The organism is Ruegeria sp. ABD4_443 (assembly GCF_056160865.1).
In genome coordinates this window covers 78808-98218 of record NZ_JBSWYA010000002.1, presented here as the reverse complement: position 1 = coordinate 98218, position 19411 = coordinate 78808, and the positions used below count along the sequence as shown (strand labels likewise).

Annotated in this window: 16 protein-coding genes; 4 read left to right on the top strand and 12 right to left on the bottom strand. The window is 61.2% G+C overall.

The genetic code is table 11. The annotated features are described in order from the left end of the window. Positions 1-12: 12 nt before the first annotated feature. The 5 genes from ACXAG8_RS04565 to ACXAG8_RS04545 all read right to left on the bottom strand — a co-directional run bounded on the left by ACXAG8_RS04565 (position 13) and on the right by ACXAG8_RS04545 (position 6524). On the bottom strand, positions 13-2430 hold the full coding sequence (locus tag ACXAG8_RS04565) for a GcvT family protein (protein WP_475222554.1): 2418 nt from the start codon (positions 2428-2430) through the stop codon (positions 13-15). Between the two features lie 99 nt (positions 2431-2529). Beyond that, positions 2530-3837: an HlyC/CorC family transporter gene (locus ACXAG8_RS04560; protein ID WP_475222553.1), complete on the bottom strand. Its 1308-nt coding sequence runs from the start codon at positions 3835-3837 to the stop codon at positions 2530-2532. Between the two features lie 62 nt (positions 3838-3899). Continuing rightward, complete coding sequence (locus tag ACXAG8_RS04555; protein ID WP_475222551.1) at positions 3900-4853, bottom strand: tyrosine recombinase; 954 nt, start codon at positions 4851-4853, stop codon at positions 3900-3902. A 2-nt stretch (positions 4854-4855) separates the two neighbouring features. After that, positions 4856-6385 carry a hypothetical protein gene (locus tag ACXAG8_RS04550; protein WP_475222550.1) on the bottom strand — a complete coding sequence of 510 codons (1530 nt, stop codon included), beginning with the start codon at positions 6383-6385 and terminating at the stop codon, positions 4856-4858. After that, entirely contained in the window at positions 6375-6524 is a 150-nt protein-coding gene (locus tag ACXAG8_RS04545; protein WP_475222549.1) for a hypothetical protein, read from the bottom strand. Before ACXAG8_RS04545 ends, ACXAG8_RS04550 begins: the two co-directional genes overlap by 11 nt. Positions 6525-6603: 79 nt before the next feature. On the opposite strand from ACXAG8_RS04545, the gene ACXAG8_RS04540 reads away from it, so the two are divergent. Further along, positions 6604-7191 (top strand): shikimate kinase, encoded by a 588-nt coding sequence (locus tag ACXAG8_RS04540; protein ID WP_475222547.1) that lies wholly within the window; start codon positions 6604-6606, stop codon positions 7189-7191. Continuing rightward, on the top strand, positions 7192-8304 hold the full coding sequence (aroB, locus tag ACXAG8_RS04535) for a 3-dehydroquinate synthase (protein WP_475222546.1): 1113 nt from the start codon (positions 7192-7194) through the stop codon (positions 8302-8304). It abuts the gene before it with no gap. A 12-nt stretch (positions 8305-8316) separates the two neighbouring features. Here aroB and ACXAG8_RS04530 read toward each other — a convergent pair whose 3' ends face one another. Together ACXAG8_RS04530 and ssb are read right to left on the bottom strand one after the other, a co-directional pair. Then, complete coding sequence (locus tag ACXAG8_RS04530; RefSeq protein WP_475222545.1) at positions 8317-9387, bottom strand: site-2 protease family protein; 1071 nt, start codon at positions 9385-9387, stop codon at positions 8317-8319. Between the two features lie 18 nt (positions 9388-9405). After that, positions 9406-9900, bottom strand: a complete 495-nt coding sequence (ssb, locus tag ACXAG8_RS04525) for a single-stranded DNA-binding protein (RefSeq protein ID WP_475222544.1) — start codon at positions 9898-9900, stop codon at positions 9406-9408. A gap of 206 nt (positions 9901-10106) precedes the next feature. Here ssb and ACXAG8_RS04520 point away from each other — a divergent pair, with 206 nt between their 5' ends. Then, positions 10107-10685, top strand: a complete 579-nt coding sequence (locus tag ACXAG8_RS04520; RefSeq protein ID WP_475222543.1) for a lytic transglycosylase domain-containing protein — start codon at positions 10107-10109, stop codon at positions 10683-10685. Positions 10686-10842: 157 nt separating this feature from the next. Here ACXAG8_RS04520 and ACXAG8_RS04515 read toward each other — a convergent pair whose 3' ends face one another. From ACXAG8_RS04515 to miaA, 5 genes are all read right to left on the bottom strand, one after another. Beyond that, on the bottom strand, positions 10843-12930 hold the full coding sequence (locus ACXAG8_RS04515) for a dipeptide ABC transporter ATP-binding protein (RefSeq protein WP_475222541.1): 2088 nt from the start codon (positions 12928-12930) through the stop codon (positions 10843-10845). A gap of 95 nt (positions 12931-13025) precedes the next feature. Continuing rightward, complete coding sequence (locus tag ACXAG8_RS04510) at positions 13026-14489, bottom strand: ABC transporter permease (protein WP_475222540.1); 1464 nt, start codon at positions 14487-14489, stop codon at positions 13026-13028. A 14-nt stretch (positions 14490-14503) separates the two neighbouring features. Continuing rightward, positions 14504-15550, bottom strand: a complete 1047-nt coding sequence (locus ACXAG8_RS04505) for an ABC transporter permease (protein WP_475222539.1) — start codon at positions 15548-15550, stop codon at positions 14504-14506. 118 nt (positions 15551-15668) lie between these two features. Continuing rightward, positions 15669-17342, bottom strand: a complete 1674-nt coding sequence (locus tag ACXAG8_RS04500; RefSeq protein ID WP_475222538.1) for an ABC transporter substrate-binding protein — start codon at positions 17340-17342, stop codon at positions 15669-15671. A gap of 293 nt (positions 17343-17635) precedes the next feature. Next, a complete protein-coding gene (gene miaA / locus ACXAG8_RS04495) occupies positions 17636-18529 on the bottom strand; it encodes a tRNA (adenosine(37)-N6)-dimethylallyltransferase MiaA (RefSeq protein ID WP_475222537.1) in 894 nt (297 codons plus the stop codon). A 96-nt stretch (positions 18530-18625) separates the two neighbouring features. On the opposite strand from miaA, the gene pyrH reads away from it, so the two are divergent. Beyond that, the gene (gene pyrH / locus ACXAG8_RS04490) at positions 18626-19378 is read left to right on the top strand and encodes a UMP kinase (protein WP_475222536.1); all 753 of its coding nucleotides are present in this window, start codon (positions 18626-18628) and stop codon (positions 19376-19378) included. The last annotated feature ends 33 nt before the right edge of the window (positions 19379-19411 follow it).

The following is a 19411-nucleotide window of genomic DNA, read 5'->3' as shown; positions in this document are numbered from 1 at the left end:
ATCGGCCCGATGTCATCCCCGCAGGCGCGTACCGTCGGGGTCGAACAAGGGGCGGGAAATGACCCGTGCATCCCGCAATTGGCCAAGGATTTCGATCCTGACCTTCACCCCGTCCCTGGCGTGCTGAACCGGCAGGAAACCCAGGGCGATGGATTTCGCGGCATGGTGGGAATAGCCGCCCGATGTACAGAACCCGACAACGGAATTGTCCAGCCAGATCGGCTCATAGGCGTTTACATCCGCGTCCTCGGCATCGACCTCAAAGGCGACCAATCTGCGCGCGCACCCTGTGTCCCGCTCACGCTCGGCTGCGGTGCGGCCTATGAAATCGGCAGGCTTGGAAAAGGCGACAAAGCGGTCCAACCCGGTTTCGGCCGGGGTATAGTCGGGCGAGAACTCGCGCGTCCACGACCCAAAGAACCGGTCCAGCCGCAGGCTCATCATCGCGCGCATGCCAAAGGGGGTGATGCCATGGGGTTGCCCGGCCTGCCAAAGCGTCCACCACAATTGCCGTTGCGCCATCGGGTCACAGTAGATTTCATACCCCAGATCACCGGTATAGCTGACGCGCTGTACGATGCAGTCGGTCATGCCAACGGTCATGCGGCGTGCGTCCAGAAACCCAAGGTCGACCGGATCGCCATGTGTGCAGGCTGCCAATACATCCCGGGCCAGCGGCCCCGCGATCTGGAAACCGTTCAGCCGATCACTGATGTTTTCGACGGATACGCCGTCCTGCCCGTTTTGTTCAAACCAGCGCATGTGAAACGCCTGGCTGCCGTATGAGGCGGTCAGCTGGAACTCTTCCGGGCCAAGGCAAGAGATCGTGAAATCGCCGAACAACCGGCCCTTGTGCGACAGCATTGGCGTCAGGGACACGCGCCCCGGTTGCGGAATGCGGCCTGCCATGATCCGGTCAAGCCAGGCCCGTGCCTCAGGCCCAGTGACGCGGTATTTTCCGAAATTATGCACCTCGTTGATTCCGACGCCATCGCGGACGGCGCGCACTTCGCGGCCTGTGGCCTGAAACGCATCCGAGCGCCGGAACGAAGGTGTTTCAAATCCGGGCTCGTCGCCTTGCGCAAAATAGTTGGCAACCTCAAGCCCGTATTGCTGCCCCCAAACAGCCCCGAGATCGCTAAAGATATCATACATCGGGGTCGTACGGTTTGGCCGGGCGGCGGGCAGTTCTTCGTTGGGATAGGCAACGCTGAACCGTTTTTGATAGTTTTCGATGACCTTCGGCCGGGTATAGCCGGGGGTGATCCAGTCTCCGAACCGGGCGACATCCATGGCTGTGACATCGCGTTCGGGTTCGCCATCAATCATCCACTGCGCCAGGGTCAGGCCGACACCGCCGCCCTGGCTGAAACCGGCCATGACACCGCAGGCCGACCAATAGTTTCGCATGCCCGGAACCGGGCCGACCAGCGGGTTGCCGTCGGGCGCAAAGGTGAAGGGGCCGTGGATCACCGATTTCACCCCGGCCTCGGCCAGAACGGGAAACCGACGATAGGCGAATTCGATACTGTCGGTGATCTTGTCGAAATCATCCGGCAACAGTTCGTGACCGAAATCCCATGGCGTTCCGTTTACGGCCCAGGGCTTGCAGGGCTGTTCATAGAACCCGATGCACAGGCCGCGCCCCTCTTGCCGCAGATAGCTTTCTCCGGCGGGGTCCATGACATGGGGATGTTCATGCCCGGCGTCGATGATCGCCTCGATTTCGGGAATTGCGTCCGTCACCAGGTACTGATGTTCCATCGGATGCAGCGGCAGATAGACCCCGGCCATCGCGCCGACCTCGCGCGCCCACAGCCCGCCTGCGTTGACGACATGTTCCGCGTGAATCGTGCCCTTGTCGGTGACGACATCCCAGGTTCCGTCGGGGCGCTGGATCGTTTCGCGCACCATGCAATGCGTTTCAATCGTGGCGCCGCCCATGCGTGCGGCCTTGGCATAAGCATGGGTTGTCCCGGACGGATCAAGATGCCCGTCCAGCGGATCGTAAAGGGCCCCAATTATCCCGTCGGTATTGGTTATCGGGGCGATCTTGGCGATATCTTCGGGCCCCACGATTTCTGTTTCCAGCCCCATGAACCGGTGCTTGGCGCGTTCCGCCAGCAGCATGTCGAACCGGTCCTGGTTGTCGGCCAGCGTCACACCGCCCACATGGTGCAGGCCGCAAGACATGCCGGTGATCTCCTCCAGCTCTTTGTACAGCCGGATCGTATAGCCCTGCAGCGCCGCCATGTTGGTGTCACCGTTGAGGGTGTGGAACCCGCCCGCCGCGTGCCAGGTTGACCCGGATGTCAGCTCGGACCGTTCCAGCAGCATCACATCTGACCAGCCCAGCTTGGTCAGGTGGTACAGAACCGAACACCCGACGACACCGCCACCGATTACCACGACCTGGCTGACGTTTTTCATGATCACCTCCATCCGATGCAGCGAAGGTGCCCGCCGGGATCTGGTCCATCTGACCTGTAAGCGACCGAAGGTGTCGTTTTTACCGCACGCCCGGCGATGTCACAGGGGCCGGACTTTCAACGCGGTGACCCGGTTGCCCTCGCGTGCCATCACCTCGAACCGAAAGCCGTGAAACGAGAAAACCTGCCCCACGGTCGGGATCATCTGCGCCTCGTGGATGACAAGCCCCGCAAGGGTGTTGGCCTCGTCGTCGGGCAGGGACCAATCCATTGCGCGGTTGATGTCGCGAATGGTCATGGCCCCTTCGACCAGGAATTGGCCGTCTTCGGTGCGCGTCACGGGCACGTCTTCGTCAATGTCGAACTCATCCGCGATTTCGCCGACGATTTCTTCAAGGATGTCTTCAAGCGTGATCAGCCCGCGCAACGAGCCGTATTCATCCACGACCAGCGCGAAATGGCTGTGCATCCGCAGGAACTCGCGCATCTGGTCATCCAGCGTCGTGGTCTCAGGGACAAAATACGGATCGTTGGCCACCTTGGCCACGTCGAACGCCTTAAGCCGATCCGTGTCGCCATCAGCACCGCCCACTTGGGCATACATAGCCCGGAACAGGTCTTTTGCGTGGACAACCCCGACGATGTTTTCCGGTTCGTCCCGATATACCGGCAGGCGCGTATGCGGACTTTGCAGACATTGTTTCAGGATGGCTTCGGCATCGTCATTTGCGTCGATCATCTCGATGTTCGAGCGATGCAGCATGATTTCCTCGACAACCCTGTCCCCAAGATCCAGGGCGCCCAGAATGCGGTCGCGGTCCTCTTTTTCGACCACACCTTCGGAATGGCCCAGCTGCAGCGCACCGGCGATTTCTTCGCGCACGGCCAGAATGTTGCTGTCCGGGTCGATCCGCACGCCAAAGATGCGCAGAACGCCCCGCACCAACAGGCGAACCGCGGCGACGATGGGCGAAAACACCGTCACGATGACGCCGATGACCGGCGCCACGGCAGCGGCTGCTTTTTCCGCATTGGTGATGGCATAGGTCTTGGGCAGCACCTCGGCAAAGATCAGGACGAGAAACGTCATGACAAGCGTTGCCAGGGCCACGCCGCTTTCCCCGAACAGCCGGGTGAACAGGGCCGTCGCCAGCGATGCGGCCAGGATATTGACCAGGTTGTTCCCCAACAGGACCGAGCCGATCAGCCGCTCGTTATCGTCGGTGATGTCCAGCGCCTTTTTCGCGCCGCGAGACCCCTTGTCAGCCTGCGCCCGAAGCTTGCCCCGCGACGATGCGGTCAGGGCGGTTTCCGAGCCAGAGAAAAAGCCCGAAAGGACGAGCAGAAACAATATGGCGCCGCCAGTGATCCAAAAGGCGCCGTCGATCAGCGAAGCAGTGGGTTCCATCGTTCCTTAGGTTTTCTTGTTGCACACCCGTTATGGGGCCGGACCCCCAGGCGATCAAGGGCTTACCCCTGATCGTCGTCGTCCCGGGCCAGCGGATGATGTTCCAGCACCAGTTCGGCCAGCCGTTCGTCCAGAACATGGGTATAGATCTCGGTCGTGGCCACATCGGCGTGCCCCAGCAGGGTCTGGATCGACCGCAAATCGGCACCATTGGCCAACAGGTGCGTCGCAAAGGCGTGGCGCAGGGTGTGGGGCGTAACCTTGTCCGGTGAAACCCCGCCCTGAACGGCCAGTTCCTTGACCAAAAGAAAAAACCTGTGCCGGGTCAGGTGGCCCGATTTTCCACGCGACGGAAACAGAAACTTGGACCGCTGCCCGCCTTCGGCCACGCTTTTGGCCTCGGCCTCGTCGCGCAGGGTCAGCCAGGCGGCCAGTGCGTCGCGCGCAGGCGGGGACAGGGGGACCATCCGTTCCTTGCCGCCCTTGCCAAGCACCAGCAACATACGCGGATCGCCTCGGGCCGAGGATACCGGCAGCGAGACAAGCTCGGTCACCCGCATCCCCGTCGCGTAAAGGACCTCCATCAGGCAGGTGTTGCGCACCTTGTCGGCCCGGGTGCGGCCGGTTTGCCGGGCGGCGGCCAACAGCCGGTCCACTTCGGGGACATCCAGCGTTTTCGGCAGCCGTTTTTGGCGGCCTGGCCCCTTGATCTGGATCGCAGGGTTGGTTTCGCGCCATCCTTCGTCGAACGCAAAGCGGTAAAGCTGTTTGATCGCGGACAGCCGCCGGGCCCGCGTGGACCGCGACAAACCCTGTGCATCGCAGTCGATCAGGTACCGTTCGATCCTGTCGCGGTCTGCGTCGGCGAAACCGCTTTTGCGATGGGTCAGCCAGGCCGAAAAGTCCTTGAGATCGCGGCCATAGGCCAGCAACGTGTTTGTCGCGGCGCCCAATTCGGCCGCCTGGGCCTCGAGAAATGTGGAAATCCACTGATCCTGAGCCGCAGGTGCTGACATGGTCAGGTTCCTTGCAAGATCATCAGCTGCAGCGCCGCGCGGCGGGCCGTGTCCTCAAGCCCGACCTTGCGAAACGCCGCGATTGCCGCCGTCAGGTCCACAAGGTTTCCGCGGGCGCCATGGGCAAACAATTGCATCGATTCCAGGATCGCCTCGCCCAGCTGGCCGTTTTCAAGCAGCGCATTGATATCCGACGGGATCGGGGCGGCCCAGGCAAAGCCCTGACTGATGGCATCGGCCAGGGGCGAAGGAGAGGTCGCCCGGCTTGGGTCGCCCTGGGCCAGGGCCGCCAGAAACTGGTTTGCGCGCGACCCATCGGGCGTTTCCAGCGCGGCGGTCTCGTAATACTCGGACAAAAGCATGATCCGCCACCGCAGGTTTTCGGCCTTGGGAACGGGCAGGGATTGCGCGGACAGGCGGGCTGCAAAAAGCTCGGCAAACGGAACCTCCAGCCCGACCTTTTTCATCTGTTGCCAGACCGGGGGCAGGGTTTTCGCGATGGCCTCGGGATTTCCGGTGTTCAACGCGGTTTCAAAGCGCTGAACGGCGGCCACCCGGTCCCAGACCGCACCAGACGCGGCGGGTGAGCGTTCGGTATAAAGGCCAAGCAACTGGTTCGGCGTCAGCGCACCGATACGGGTCAGGCGTTCGGCGGCTTCGATCTGGGCCTTCCAGCCAGCCACATCGCGCAGATCGGCATTGGCAAACGCATAAGGAAGCGGCGCGCTGGGCAGCCGTTCGCCAATGGCCTCGAACAGGCGAAAGGTCAGCGGGTCGGGGTCGTCGGGCTGGGGCAGATAGGCCGCGCCCTCGTACAGCTCGGGGCTCAGGAACCGGTCCAGAAGGTCTAGCTTGGCCTGGGGCAATTCCGCCAATGCGTGCGCGGCCTCAAGCGTCAGCGCCGCCGAGGCCCAGTCGCCACGCCGTGCCTTGCAGAATATCTGCGCGGCATAGTCACGCGACAGGTGAGGCTGCGCAATCAGCGCGGTACAGCTGCGATCTTCGTCCCCGGTCAGCAGGGTCGCATCGAACCACCGCTGAAACCGGTCCTGGCTGTCTGTGGGTCCGGCCAGTTGCACCAGCGACTGCACCGGGTCCGATGCACCCAGGGCCATCAGGCGGTCAAGACGGGCCAGCAACAGCGTATCTTGGGTGTCTGATCCGGCCGGTGCGCGGGCTTCGGACAAAAGCAGGGTGAACAGCAGGCGCTGCATGGCCGGGTTGGACCGGACGGGAACGCGGTCGATCAATTCGGCCAGGCGCGCCGGGTCGCTGCCCTGCCACAGGTCGACCGGCAACCCGGTCACCGAGGATGACACAAGCCCCAACGGCGGCGAAAGCGCTTCGAGCGGGGTAACGTGGACATCGGGCTGCAGGCCGGTCTGCGTGACAGGCGGCTCCAGCAGGACAGTGCCCGGCAGGTTCTGCGGCGGGTCCGTCAGCCAATCGATCGCGGACAGAGGTTCCTGCGTTTGCGCCTGTGCCACTCCGGTCGTGACCACAAGCGCAAGCAGCGCGGTCCTAGTCGACATCCAATGTTACCGGTTCGCGGATTTCACTTTGGGGTGCGGAAAAATCCGCGCCAAAGTACGGCCCGACATAGGCGTAGGCAACCAGCCCAATAAACGCCAGGCAAATGATGTATAACAGGAACTTGATCAGACGGCCCATGGCTCAACGCTGCCTCAATTTTCGATTTTGGCCAAGTTATAACTGGCATTTTTGCCAAGATCACGTCATTCACGGTGAAATGAGCGAAATTAAGCATAACGGGCCGGTCGCGGATGATGTGCTGGGCTTTGACTTGCACAAAACCGTTGTAATGGTGGGTATGATGGGCGCCGGGAAAACGGCGGTTGGCCGGGCTTTGGCCGCGCGCCTGTCCGTTCCGTTCCTCGACAGCGACGCCGAGATCGAATCGGCCGCGAACATGACCATCCCCGAGATATTCGAACGCGACGGCGAGGCGTTTTTCCGGGCCAAGGAAAGCCAGGTCATCGCCCGGCTTCTTGATGAACAAAAAGGCGTTCTTTCCACGGGGGGCGGGGCGTTTCTGAACGCGGCAAACCGGCAGATGATTTCGGACCGGGGGGTCTCGGTTTGGCTCAGGGCCGACCTTGAGGTGCTGTGGAACAGGGTGCGCCACAAGGATACCCGCCCGCTGTTGCGGACGGCCGACCCGCACGCAACGCTGCGGAATCTGTACCGGGATCGTGTGCCGGTCTATGCGCAGGCAAATCTGGTGGTGGAGTCCGACGGCGACTCTGCAATCGAAGAAATGGTGGACAGGGTGGTTGCCGCGTTGGTGACGCGCCCGGATGTATTGGAACGAAAGTAAATGCAGCAGACCGTGAATGTGGACCTGGGCGAACGCGCGTACCGGGTCGAGATTGGCCCCGACCTTTTGGCGCAGTCCGGGCATTACATCGCCCCGCTTCTGCATCGCCCGCGTGTTGCCGTATTGACTGATGAAACCGTATCGGGGCTGCATCTTGAGGGGTTGCGGGCAGGATTGTCCGCCGCGGGCATCGAGTTGAGCGCCCTGGCCCTTCCTGCGGGTGAGGCGACGAAAGGCTGGCCCCAGTTCGAGCGCGCGGTCGAATGGCTGTTGTCCGAAAAGGTCGAACGCCGGGACGTCGTTGTGGCCCTGGGCGGCGGCGTGATCGGCGACCTTGCCGGTTTTGCCGCAGCAGTGCTGCGCCGGGGCGTGCGGTTCGTGCAGATCCCCACATCGCTTTTGGCGCAGGTCGACAGTTCGGTCGGGGGCAAGACCGGGATCAACGCACCGCAGGGCAAAAACCTGATCGGCGCGTTTCACCAGCCCTCGCTGGTTCTGGCCGATACGTCGGTCCTGGGGACGCTTACCGCCAGGGATTTTCTGGCCGGGTATGGCGAGGTGGTCAAATACGGCCTTCTGGGCGATGCCGCCTTTTTCGAATGGCTGGAAGTCAACGGCACGGCATTGGCATCCGGCGATATGGCGGCGCGGGTTCAGGCCGTTACCCGGTCGGTTCAGATGAAGGCCGATATCGTTGCACGCGACGAGACCGAGCAGGGCGACCGCGCCTTGCTGAACCTTGGCCATACCTTCTGTCACGCGCTTGAGGCGGCGACCGGGTATTCCGATCGCCTGCTTCACGGTGAAGGGGTTGCCATAGGATGCGCGATGGCGTTCGAGCTGTCGGCCCGCCTAGGCCTGTGTTCGCAGGAAAGCCCCAGCCGGGTGCGTGCGCATCTGCGCGCGATGGGAATGAAAACCGACCTGGCGGACATCCCCGGAGATCTGCCGGGCGCCGAGGCGTTGATCGACCTGATGGCCCAGGACAAAAAAGTCGTGGACGGGCAGCTCAGGTTCATTCTGGCACGCGGCATCGGCGAGGCGTTCGTGACCTCGGATGTGCCGCGCGACGCGGTCATGTCGGTGTTGACGGATGCCCTGGCGGCGCGGTGATCCGAACCGCCTTCAGCGCCCTCGGATCACCATCAGTTCACCGATGTTTTCGCGGGTGATATAGCCGACCATCACGCCGGCGCGTGTACAGACGGCAACGGCCGGTGCCCCGTTCCCCAGCGCGTTCAAAACCGCCTCGAGGCCGGTTGTCAGTGCCACCTGCGGAATGTCCCTGTCCATGATTTCGGTGACCGGCTCGGACCTGGGATGGTCGCTGGCAAGGGTCGCAAACAGCTTGTTCCGCGTGACAAACCCCAACAGCACGCCATCGGGGTCCAGCACCGGAAACTCGTGCTGGGTGGTCTGGATCACGGCCCTTGCCGTGGTGTTGAGCGTATCGACCTGTGTCAGCGCATGGAACTCGGTGATCATCGCATCGCGGGCCAAAACGCTGCGGGCGACCGACCGCAGGGCGACATCCTGGCTTTCGGCATTTGCGGCGACAAAGACGAACACGGCGATCAGAACCAGTATGGGATTTGCCATGGTCAGCCCCAGGAACCCCAGGGCCACCGCCACGATCTGCCCGCCAATGGCCGCGATCCTGGTTGCCCTGACCCTGTCCATTTTCATGCAAAGCAGCGCGCGGAACACCCGACCGCCATCCATCGGGAATGCGGGAATCAGGTTGAACACCGCCAGGAACAGGTTCACATAGGCCAGCCTGCCCAAAAGATCCGCATTTGATTGATCGACCCGGGCCAGTGCCTCGGCGTTCATTCCGGCGCCCAGTGCAACAAGCAGCAGCCAGATGGCGATATTGACCGCAGGCCCGGCAAGCGCGACTAGAACCTCTTGCATCGGGTTTTCCGGCATGCGTTCCAGGCGCGCCAGCCCGCCGATGGGCAACAACGTGATGTCCGGGGTCCTGATGCCGTATCGACGGGCCATCAGCGCATGGCCGAATTCATGCGCGACCACGCAGCCAAACAAGGCCAGTACGAAAATCAGATTATCAACCGCCGCAGCCCAGCCGCCATCGGAATAGGCGGCAAACCCGACCCAGGCCAGCAGCAGGAAGAACGTGACATGGACCCTCAACTCCGAGCCGAATATCCGGCCGATCGAGAAGGACCATGTCATCACATTTCTCCGGTTGCCTTAGAACGGGATCTCGTCGTCGTCGATCCCGCCCGATGCCGGTGCCGGTGCGCTTGACGGTGCCCCGTATGGATCGCCGCCGCCGTAACCGCCGCCCGCCTGGCCGCCGCCATATCCGCCGCCGCCACCACCGCCGCCTTCACCGCGGCTGTCCAACAGGGTCAACTCGCCCCGATACGGGCGCAGCACGACCTCGGTCGAATACCTGTCCTGTCCGCTCTGATCCTGCCATTTGCGGGTCTCAAGCTGGCCTTCGATATAGACCTTCGATCCCTTGCGCAGGTATTGTTCCGCGATGCGCGCCAGAGGTTCGGAAAAGATCGCGACCGAGTGCCACTCGGTCCGTTCGCGGCGTTCGCCCGTGTTCCGGTCTTTCCAGTTTTCCGAAGTGGCAATCCGCAGGTTGCAGACCTTGCCACCGTTCTGGAACGATCGCACCTCGGGGTCGCGTCCTAGATTGCCCACCAGAATGACCTTGTTGACTGAGCCCGCCATGTAATTCCTCGTTCTTTTCTGACTTGGTTGCGCCCGAATCTGACGCCTTGATCCTTGGTGACCCTATACGGCCTGTGCCATGGTTAAAACAGAGTTGATGACCACCGCGCCACGCAAGAAAACCTCCGCCAATCTTTACCATGTTTTCATTTCTGCCTGAAATACCTATACTCCGTCTGGTTGCTTAACGAGCGGGATTGGCTTGAATGCGATTTCTGGTTGGTTGTTTCAGTGCGATATGCCTTGCGGTAGTATCGAATGTGGTTGCGGCGGACGTCCTGTCCACCAAGAACCGAAAAGATATTTTCCTAAAACAAGCCAAGATTCTGGATACGCGCGCGGCCAGCCAATACCGCGATTCTGAACGGCTCAAGCCGAAGACCGAGCAGGGTCAGTTCAACAAGCGGTATGCAGGCAAGTATCGGGGTCAATACCTGACCCTGGCCCGGCAGGCCGCCCGCAAGCACAACGTCCCCGAAGAGCTGTTCCTGCGCCTTGTTCAGCAGGAAAGCGGCTGGAACCCAAGCGCCAAGTCTCACAAGGGGGCGCTGGGATTGGCCCAGCTCATGCCGCAAACGGCACAGCTGTTGGGGGTAAACCCGCATGACCCCAAACAAAACCTCGAAGGCGGCGCGCGCTACCTGTCTTGGCAGTATCGCAAGTTCAAGTCTTGGCGGCTTGCACTTGCCGCCTATAATGCGGGTCCGAAAGCCGTTGAAAAACACGGCGGCGTTCCGCCTTACGCGGAAACCCAAAACTATGTGAAGGTCATCTGGGGCGGTTGACCCACGTTTGACATCCCCGCGCGGCGCAACCCTGTTGGCCCACAGCTTGGGCCATTGGTAAAACCCTGCCGAGCCATGTCCCAGGATATCTGGTAACCCCAAACGCACCCGACCGGCCCGGCCTCAGCCAGGCACAAGGTGATGGGTGCCCGGTCTGCTACTCGGCCGCCACTTTGATGACGGGTTCCATACGCGCCAATATGTCTTCTGCCAGGTGGCATTTGACCTGATGGCCGTCTTTCAATGTCTGAACGGGCGGCACATGGGTTTCACAACGTGCCTCGGGCACTTCGGATTTCCACCGGCACCGCGTTTGGAACGGGCATCCCGGCGGCGGGTTCATCGCCGAAGGGATATCGCCTTCAAGCACGATATGCTGTTTCTCGACCGAGGTATCCGCGATGGGCACCGCGCTCAGCAGGGCCTCGGTATAGGGGTGATAGGGCGGGGCAAAGACCTGTTCGGTTGTTCCCAACTCGACCACATGGCCCAGATACATCACCATCACCCGGTCGCTGAGATAGCGCACAATCGACAGGTCGTGGCTGATGAACAACAGCGTCGTCTTCTGCTCGCGCTGGATTTCCATCAACAGGTCGGTGACAGCAGCCTGCACTGACACATCCAGGGCCGAGACAGGCTCGTCCGCCACAACGATACGGGCATCTCCGGCAAATGCGCGGGCAATGCCGACACGCTGCTTCTGACCGCCGGACAATTGCCGCGGCATGCGGTCCGCAAAGGCGCGGGGCAGCTTTACCAGATCCAGAAGCTCCAACATCCTTTGCTTGCGCGCAGCCTCCGAATCCCCGACGCCAAAGATTTCCAGCGCGCGGATGATCTGGCGACCCACGGTCATCGACGGGTTCAACGTATCAAACGGGTTCTGGAACACCATCTGAACCTCACCCACGGTCTTGGCGTCGCGCTCTTCAATCGGCACGTCTTCGATATTGCGGTTATCCAGCAGGATCTGCCCGTCCGTGGCCGTCTCAAGCCCCATCAAAACCTTGGCAAAGGTGGATTTGCCGCAGCCGGATTCACCCACGATGGCCAATGTCTCGGATTCATGCGCCTCGAAACTCAGCGTTTCGTTGGCCTTCACCACCTTCTTCTCGCCGCCGCCAAACAGGGCGTTGGCCGCGACCTCATAATATTTCTTGAGGTTGTCCATCTTCAGAACGGTCCGGCCAATCTCGGACTTTTCTTTCTGCTCACCCAGCGCGATCGGCGCGTTCCAGTCGATCTCCTGGAATTTCAAACAGCGCGTATGGTGCCGGTCATTGCCGGGCACGGCCTCCATCAGGATGTCCTGCGCGTCGCACCGGCCTTCTTCGAAATAATCGCAGCGCGGGCCAAAGTTGCACCCAGGTGGGCGCTCATGCGGCAAGGGAAAGTTGCCGGGAATGGCCACCAGGGGGCGCGCATTCTTGTCGGCCCCCGGCAGCGGGATCGAGCGGAACAGCGCCTGCGTATACGGATGCTGCATCTCGTCGAACACATCCTTGATCGAGCCCCGCTCGACCGCTTCGCCAGAATACATCACGCAAAGCCGGTCGCAGGTTTCCAGCACCAGCCCAAGATTGTGCGAGATAAACAGCATCGAGGTGCCGTATTTCTTGCCCAGATCCTTGACCAGCTCGACCACGGCGGCCTCAACCGTCACGTCCAAAGCCGTTGTCGGCTCATCCAGGATCAACAATGACGGTTTCGACATCAACGCCATCGCGATGACGATCCGTTGCTGCTGGCCACCCGACAATTGATGCGGAAACGAATTCAGCATCCGCTCGGGGTCGGGCAGCCGCACATCGGTGACGACCTCCAGCGCACGGGCATAAGCTTCGTCGGCACTCACGCCCTCGTGGATCATCGGCACTTCCATCAACTGCCTGCCGATCTTCATCGCCGGGTTCAACGAGGCCATCGGCTCCTGATAGATCATCGCGATCTCATTGCCGCGAATATCGCGCAGCTCGTCGGTGCTCATCTCGCTCAGGTCGCGGCCCTTGAACTTGATCGACCCGCCGACGATACGCCCGTTCTTGCCCAGATCCTGCATCACCCCCAACGCAACGGTGGACTTGCCGCACCCGGATTCGCCCACCAGCCCAACGGCTTCGCCGGGCCGCACGCTGACCGAGAAATCCATCACGGCGGGGATCTCCCTCAGGCGGGTAAAAAAGGAAATCGACAGCTTGTCGATCTCCAGAATAGGTCCGTCATGATCCGCCAGTTTGCTCATCTGTGTTTCTCCTCGCGAGAGTCCGGGGGATCCCCTTCATCTGGCTAAAAATATCCCGGGGGGTCCGGGGGGCTGGCCCCCCGGCCGCTGTCACGTCAGTCCTTCAGGCTTTCTTCCCGCAACCCATCCGCCAACAGGTTCAGACCCAGAACCAGCGACAACAGCGCCAGCGCCGGTGGCAGGGCAGGGTGCAGGTAAATCGACAAGAGCTTGCGCCCCTCGTTGATCGTGGACCCCCAATCGGGGCTTTCGGGCGGCAGGCCCAGGCCAAAGAACCCCAGGGTTCCCAACAGGATGGTGGTATAGCCGATGCGCAGGCAGAAATCGACGATCAGCGGGCCGCGCGCATTGGGCAGGATCTCCCACAGCATGATGTACCACGGGCCTTCGCCACGGGTCTGGGCCGCGGCCACATAATCGCGGGTCTTGATATCCAGCGCGAGGCCTCGGACGATCCGGAAAACCGTGGGCGAGTTCACGAAGACCACCGAGACAAACACCACCAGAATGCCGCCGGGAATGTCGAACAGGTCCAAATAGGTTGGCAGGCCCCAGATGCTGTAGCTGTCCGTGTTGATCACATACCCATCCGTCGAGATCAGCGACAAATACAGCCAGGCGGCAACTCCCAATACGCCAATCAGCAGCGGCGTCCGAAAGCTGGGCCGCGTATAGAAACGCGAATTCAGCAGGACGCACAGAAAGATGATCGGAAAGACAAAAAGGACCGCGGCCATGTAGTTGGGCACGCCGGTTGCGACGATCTCGGGTGTGACCAGAAGGTAGAACAGCAAGATCACCGGGAACGCCAGGATCAGGTTGGCCAGGAAAGACAACAGCGTATCCAGGCGTCCGCCGTAATACCCTGCGGGCAGGCCCAGCGTGATGCCCACCATAAAGGCGAACATCGTCGCCAGTGGTGCGATCTGAACAACGATCCACGCCCCTTTGACCATGCGGCTGAAAACGTCGCGGGCAAGATTGTCACCGCCCAGAAGATACCAGGAATAGGCACCTTCTTCAGAACCGGGCAGGGGGGTGCCCGGCACCTTGTTCTTCATCCCTGATATCTGATCCAGCGGATCATGGGTGATGATCAGATCCATCGCGCCAAAAATACCGGTGAAGACCCAGAACATCACAAGGCCAAAGCCGATCATGCCGATGGGGCTGTCAAACAGCTTGCCATAAAGGCCCAGCTTGCGCTTGAACGCGATCGACATGGCAAACAGGATCACCAGAGACAGCCAGACGGGCAGGAACTGCTGCGCCATGGCTCCGATGACGCCCGCGCCGCTGCCCAGGGCAACGCCAGCAAGGATATAAGCGACCACAAGCGCGATGCTGGCCAGAAAGCTCAGGCGCATGACCGATTGGATCATGTTGCGCAGCCCCGAAGACGAGCTGAGCGTGCCGTCCGCATTGACGGTCATCTGTGGTTCCGGCAGCACGATACTGGCCAGGATCCACACAAGGATGGACGCGGCCATCACGGCCAGCGCAATCAGAAGAAGCGGGTTCAGGAAGGCGACAGAGCCGGTCCAGGTCAATGGTTCCATATTCTCACCCTCCTTTAAGAAATGCGAATGCGCGGGTTGAGGTAAACATAGCCGATATCCGAGATCAGCTGCGTCACCAGCACCACAAAGACCGACACGACCGAGATCGCCAGCAACAGCTGGATGTCATTGTTGCCCGCCGCCTGCACCAGCGCCCATCCAAAGCCCTTGTAGTTGAACAGGGTCTCGACGATCACCACACCGTTCAGCAGCCATGGGAATTGCAGCATGATGACGGTGAAGGGCGCGATCAGCGCGTTGCGCAGGGCGTGTTTCATCACGATGTTGGGGAATGATACCCCCTTGAGGCGCGCGGTGCGGATATACTGCGCCGTCATCACCTCGGTCATCGAGGCGCGGGTCATCCGGGCGATATAGCCCATCCCATAAAGCGCAATGGTCAGCACCGGCAGAAAGAAATTCTCGAATGTCGGGTTTTCCATCGCCTGCGTGGCCGTACCCTTGAACCATTTCAGGCCAACTGCGGATGAGGTGAAGATGGCGATGAAGATCACGCCCGATACGTATTCAGGCGTCGCGGTGGTGGTGATTGCAAATGTCGAAAGCGTCCGGTCCGTGGCTGACCCTTCCTTCATGCCCGCAAGCACGCCCAGGATCAGCGCCGAAGGTACCATCAACAACATGACCCAGAACATCAGCCGCCCGGTCAGGGCCAGCCGGTTTCCCACCACTGTCGACACTTCGTCCTTGAAAACCGTGGAATACCCCCAGTACCCCTGCAGGATGCCACAGTAATTGGGGGCCTCGTCACCGGACTGCCCCGGCAGGATGCAGCGCCCCTGGACCGATCCATCCTCGTTGACATGCCTGTATGATGGCAGGACGCCCAACCATTCGCCGTATTTGACCGGAACGGGCTGCAGGTATCCGCCTTTTTCCAGAAAACTGGCGACCTGTTCGTCCGACATCCGAAAATTGCCCTGCGTCTTGGCGAGCTTTTCGAGGTTCGGGTAAAGATTGGTCAGGAAAAAGACCAGGAATGTCAGGCACAATGCCGTCACCAGCATGATGCCGACGCGCCTTAGAATGAAAAGTCCCATGTTTGCCCCTGTTGGTCGGCCGGCGCAGGGTTTCGGCGGTCCTGCGCATCGCTGTTCCTATGGTCGCCCTGTCCGGACGACAAAGCCGCGCCCCAAGGGGCGCGGCCTGTTCCCGAGGTCAGGAAATGACGCCGAACTTGTAAAGTTGCGGCAGGTCGGCAATGTGCTTTTCGACACCGACCAGGTTGTCCCGGTGATGGCGCATTGCGGTCCGCCAATAGGGCTGGATGACAACGCCTTCGTCGACCATGATCGCCTGCAGCTTGGCCATCACTTCGCGGCGCGCGTCTACATCGGCGATTGCATTTGCCTCGGCCAGAAGGGCGTCGAACTCTTCATTGGCAAATCCCGCCTCGTTCCAGGCGACGCCGGACTTGTAGGCCAGCGCCAGGATCTGCGTGCCCAGCGGACGGTGGTTCCAGTTGGTCGACGAGAACGGGTATTTCGTCCAGTCGTTCCAGAAGGTCGAGCCCGGCAGAACCGTGTGCGTAGCCTGAATCCCGGCATCGTTGAGCTGGGCAACGACCGCCGCGGTGGTGTTGCGGCGCCAGTCATCATCGATCGACTGAACTTCGTGCACGAAATCGCCCATTCCGGCTTCGTCCATCAGCGCCTTGGCGCCCGCCGGATCATAGGGGATGCGAGTGATGGCCGAGTCGTATTCGGGGTGCATCGGACCGACATGGCAGTTGTCGGCGGCAAGACCATAGCCCGACATGCCCAGTTCCAGGCAAACCTCGTTGTCGACGGCCATGGCCAGGGCCTGGCGCACGCGCTTGTCGCCATAGATCTTGTTTCCATCGGCGTCTTCGGCCAGTTGGTTGGGGCGAATGACGATGGTGAAACCCGACGCGATTTCCGAGCGCGTCAGACCGATGCTGTCGAAGATATCGACAAACTCGCCGACCGACTCCCAGTTCATGTCGATTTCTTCCGCCTCATAGGCGGCCAGGAACGCCGCCGGGTCGGTGCCATAGTCAATGAACTCGATCCGGTCGACATATCCGCCCTTGCCAGCGGCATAGCCCCACCATTCGTGGTCTTCGTTGCGGACCAGCACACCCTTGACGCCGACCTCGTGGCTTTCGGGAAGCATGAAACCGGTGCCGACCGGGTTGGCCAGCATGTTGTTGGGATCATGGCTGCCGTGAACAATTGCAGCCGGGTAATCGGCCATGCCCGGAATGATGGTAATGTCCGGTACGTTGCAGGTCAGCTTGACCGTGTGGTCATCGACCACGGTGATTGCCCCATCGGCGGCTTTTTGGGTGCCTTCGTCGATCAGGGACGCCATCCGGGACGCCATCGAGTTGCCCTCGACCGCCGCATCGCACCACATCTCGATATTGCGGGCCACGTCTGCGGCGGTGAAGTCGTCACCGTTGTTCCACTTGACGCCCTTGCGCACATTCAGCGTGTGTACGGTCGCATCGGCGTTGCTTTCCCAGCTTTCCAGAAGCATGGGCTTGAACGAGCCGTCATTGTTGTATTCGACAAGATATTCCAGCCAGCCGGCGGTAAAGGTCGCGATTTGGGTCCAGTCATAGGTCCTGGGGTCCTTGAGGGCGCGAACCTCCATCTGATAACGGATGGTGCCGCCGCGCGGAACTTCTTGCTGTGCCGCTGCAGGGGTCTGCAGGCCGATCAGGCCATAGGCCGCAGATGCGGTGACGCCAAGCGCGGTGGTGCGCGCCATGAACTCCCGCCGGCTCAGATTTCCGCTGCGATACTCGCGGGCATGCATCTCAGCCGCCCAGTGCATCGAGGTTCCGGTCAGTGTCTCGTTTTCCATTTATGTCTCCCTGTGACACGAATTTTCGTTGAAAGTGGTTCGAACCAACCCAGGCCAGTCGTTCCGGGCCGATCGGTTCGAGGGTGTTCGTTCTTTGATTTCGTTATGTCCCCATGGCGTTATTCGGCACCAGATTCGGCGAGAGGTCAATGTACGTTTTCGCCATTAAAGGTTCAAAAGCGACATCTCGGGACGTGATCGGACCTTGCGGTCCGGTCGGTTTGCCTTGCTTGCAAAGGGGTTTGCGCCGCCCGTGACCCCGACGAGGGGCCGGTTGCCAGCACAGGGCGACATCAGCCGCTGCGCGATATCCAGTTCCATGCGCGCATGCGGGCCCGGAACCAGGTGCGCTGACGTTTGGCATATTGCCTGGTGGACACTGTGGCCCGCGTGCGGGCCTGTTCCAGCGTCATCTCACCATCCAGGTATCCGGTCAGTTCGGGCACACCAATCGCCCGGCACGACGGCAATGACGGGTCAAACCGGGTGCGCATGTTCTTGACCTCTTCCAGTGCGCCGCCTTGCAGCATCTGGTCGAACCGGCGGTTGATCCGGTCCAGCAGCCAATCCCGATCCACATCGAAAACTATTGGGACGGCATCCCGCAGGTTCAGTTTCGGCGGTGCGGTTTCGGCCTGCCAATGGGCCAGCGGGCGGCCTGTGGCCTGTTGGACCTCCCACGCCCGTTGGACGCGGGCGCGGTTTTGCACATCCAGCCCGCCCAGGGTACGGGCGTCTATCCCCGACAGCAGATCGTCCAGCGTCATGCGATCGGCCCTGTCCCGAATATCCGGCGGAGTTGGCGGGATGTCTGCCATGCCTTCGGTCAGCGCGGTGAAATACAGCCCCGTGCCGCCGACAATGATCGGGCGCGTGCCGCCCGTTAGCATCGGCACCACCTCGCGCAGCCAGTGCCCGGTTGAATAGGTCTGGTCAAAGGCCACATGGCCATACAGCGCATGCGGCGCGCGCGCCTCTTCCTGGGCCGATGGCCTGGCGGTGATCACCCGCCAGCAGTCATAGACCTGGCTGGCGTCGGCATTGACGATCACACCGCCGAAACGATCCGCGATCTCAAGCGCCAGCGCGGATTTGCCGGATGCCGTGGGCCCGGCAATCAGGACCGGTTTCCCGTCGGGAACCGGAGGAAGCTGACCCAGGGCCGCGCTTAAGCTGTCATCGGCCATATATTGACGCCTTATCCTGACCATTCGCATTGAACATGCTGGGCTTTTGCTTCATTTTGCGCCGGAAAACAAACCCGTGCCAGCCCGGAGCGCAACATGAGCCTTTCATCCACCCCCGAGACCGTTACCCCTGCCAAAACCGCTTATAAACGGGTCATGCTGAAGATCTCGGGCGAGGCGCTGATGGGCGACCAGGGATTCGGGTTGCATCCGCCGACGGTTCAGCGCATCGCGCAGGAGGTCAAATCGGTCCATGAAATGGGCGTTGAAATCTGCATGGTGATCGGCGGCGGCAATATTTTTCGCGGTCTGTCCGGCTCGGCCCAGGGGATGGAACGGACCACGGCCGACTACATGGGAATGCTGGCCACGGTTATGAACGCGCTGGGGATGCAATCGGCACTTGAGGAGGTGGGCGTGTTTACACGGGTGATTTCGGCCATTCGCATGGACGAGGTCTGCGAGCCCTATATCCGCCGTCGCGCCGTGCGCCACCTGGAAAAAAAGCGTGTCTGCATCTTTGCCGCCGGAACCGGCAACCCGTATTTCACAACGGACACGGCCGCAACGCTGCGGGCCAACGAAATGGCCTGCGAGGCGATTTTCATGGGCAAGAACGGTGTCGACGGCGTTTACGACAAGGACCCAAAGGTGCATTCCGACGCGGTCCGTTATGACACGGTCACATATGACGATGTGCTGGCCAAGCGGCTGCGGGTGATGGATGCGTCAGCCATCGCGCTTGCGCGCGACAACAACCTGCCTCTGATCGTATTCGGCCTGGATGAACCCGGCGGGTTCCAGGGCATTCTGGCGGGCGAGGGGACCTATACCAAGGTTCAGGGCTGATCACCTGCGACCGAGCCTGAGGCCCGGTCACCC

Excerpts from the sequence above, each read along its gene's own strand:
- ACXAG8_RS04560 (WP_475222553.1), bottom strand. The coding sequence starts at position 3,837 with ATGGAACCCACTGCTTCGCTGATCGACGGCGCCTTTTGGATCACTGGC.
- ACXAG8_RS04500 (WP_475222538.1), bottom strand. The coding sequence starts at position 17,342 with ATGGAAAACGAGACACTGACCGGAACCTCGATGCACTGGGCGGCTGAG.
- ACXAG8_RS04520 (WP_475222543.1), top strand. The coding sequence starts at position 10,107 with ATGCGATTTCTGGTTGGTTGTTTCAGTGCGATATGCCTTGCGGTAGTA.
- ACXAG8_RS04565 (WP_475222554.1), bottom strand. The coding sequence starts at position 2,430 with ATGAAAAACGTCAGCCAGGTCGTGGTAATCGGTGGCGGTGTCGTCGGG.
- miaA (WP_475222537.1), bottom strand. The coding sequence starts at position 18,529 with ATGGCCGATGACAGCTTAAGCGCGGCCCTGGGTCAGCTTCCTCCGGTT.
- ACXAG8_RS04505 (WP_475222539.1), bottom strand. The coding sequence starts at position 15,550 with ATGGGACTTTTCATTCTAAGGCGCGTCGGCATCATGCTGGTGACGGCA.
- ACXAG8_RS04545 (WP_475222549.1), bottom strand. The coding sequence starts at position 6,524 with ATGGGCCGTCTGATCAAGTTCCTGTTATACATCATTTGCCTGGCGTTT.
- ACXAG8_RS04510 (WP_475222540.1), bottom strand. The coding sequence starts at position 14,489 with ATGGAACCATTGACCTGGACCGGCTCTGTCGCCTTCCTGAACCCGCTT.
- ssb (WP_475222544.1), bottom strand. The coding sequence starts at position 9,900 with ATGGCGGGCTCAGTCAACAAGGTCATTCTGGTGGGCAATCTAGGACGC.
- ACXAG8_RS04550 (WP_475222550.1), bottom strand. The coding sequence starts at position 6,385 with ATGTCGACTAGGACCGCGCTGCTTGCGCTTGTGGTCACGACCGGAGTG.
- ACXAG8_RS04555 (WP_475222551.1), bottom strand. The coding sequence starts at position 4,853 with ATGTCAGCACCTGCGGCTCAGGATCAGTGGATTTCCACATTTCTCGAG.
- aroB (WP_475222546.1), top strand. The coding sequence starts at position 7,192 with ATGCAGCAGACCGTGAATGTGGACCTGGGCGAACGCGCGTACCGGGTC.
- ACXAG8_RS04530 (WP_475222545.1), bottom strand. The coding sequence starts at position 9,387 with ATGACATGGTCCTTCTCGATCGGCCGGATATTCGGCTCGGAGTTGAGG.
- ACXAG8_RS04540 (WP_475222547.1), top strand. The coding sequence starts at position 6,604 with ATGAGCGAAATTAAGCATAACGGGCCGGTCGCGGATGATGTGCTGGGC.
- ACXAG8_RS04515 (WP_475222541.1), bottom strand. The coding sequence starts at position 12,930 with ATGAGCAAACTGGCGGATCATGACGGACCTATTCTGGAGATCGACAAG.
- pyrH (WP_475222536.1), top strand. The coding sequence starts at position 18,626 with ATGAGCCTTTCATCCACCCCCGAGACCGTTACCCCTGCCAAAACCGCT.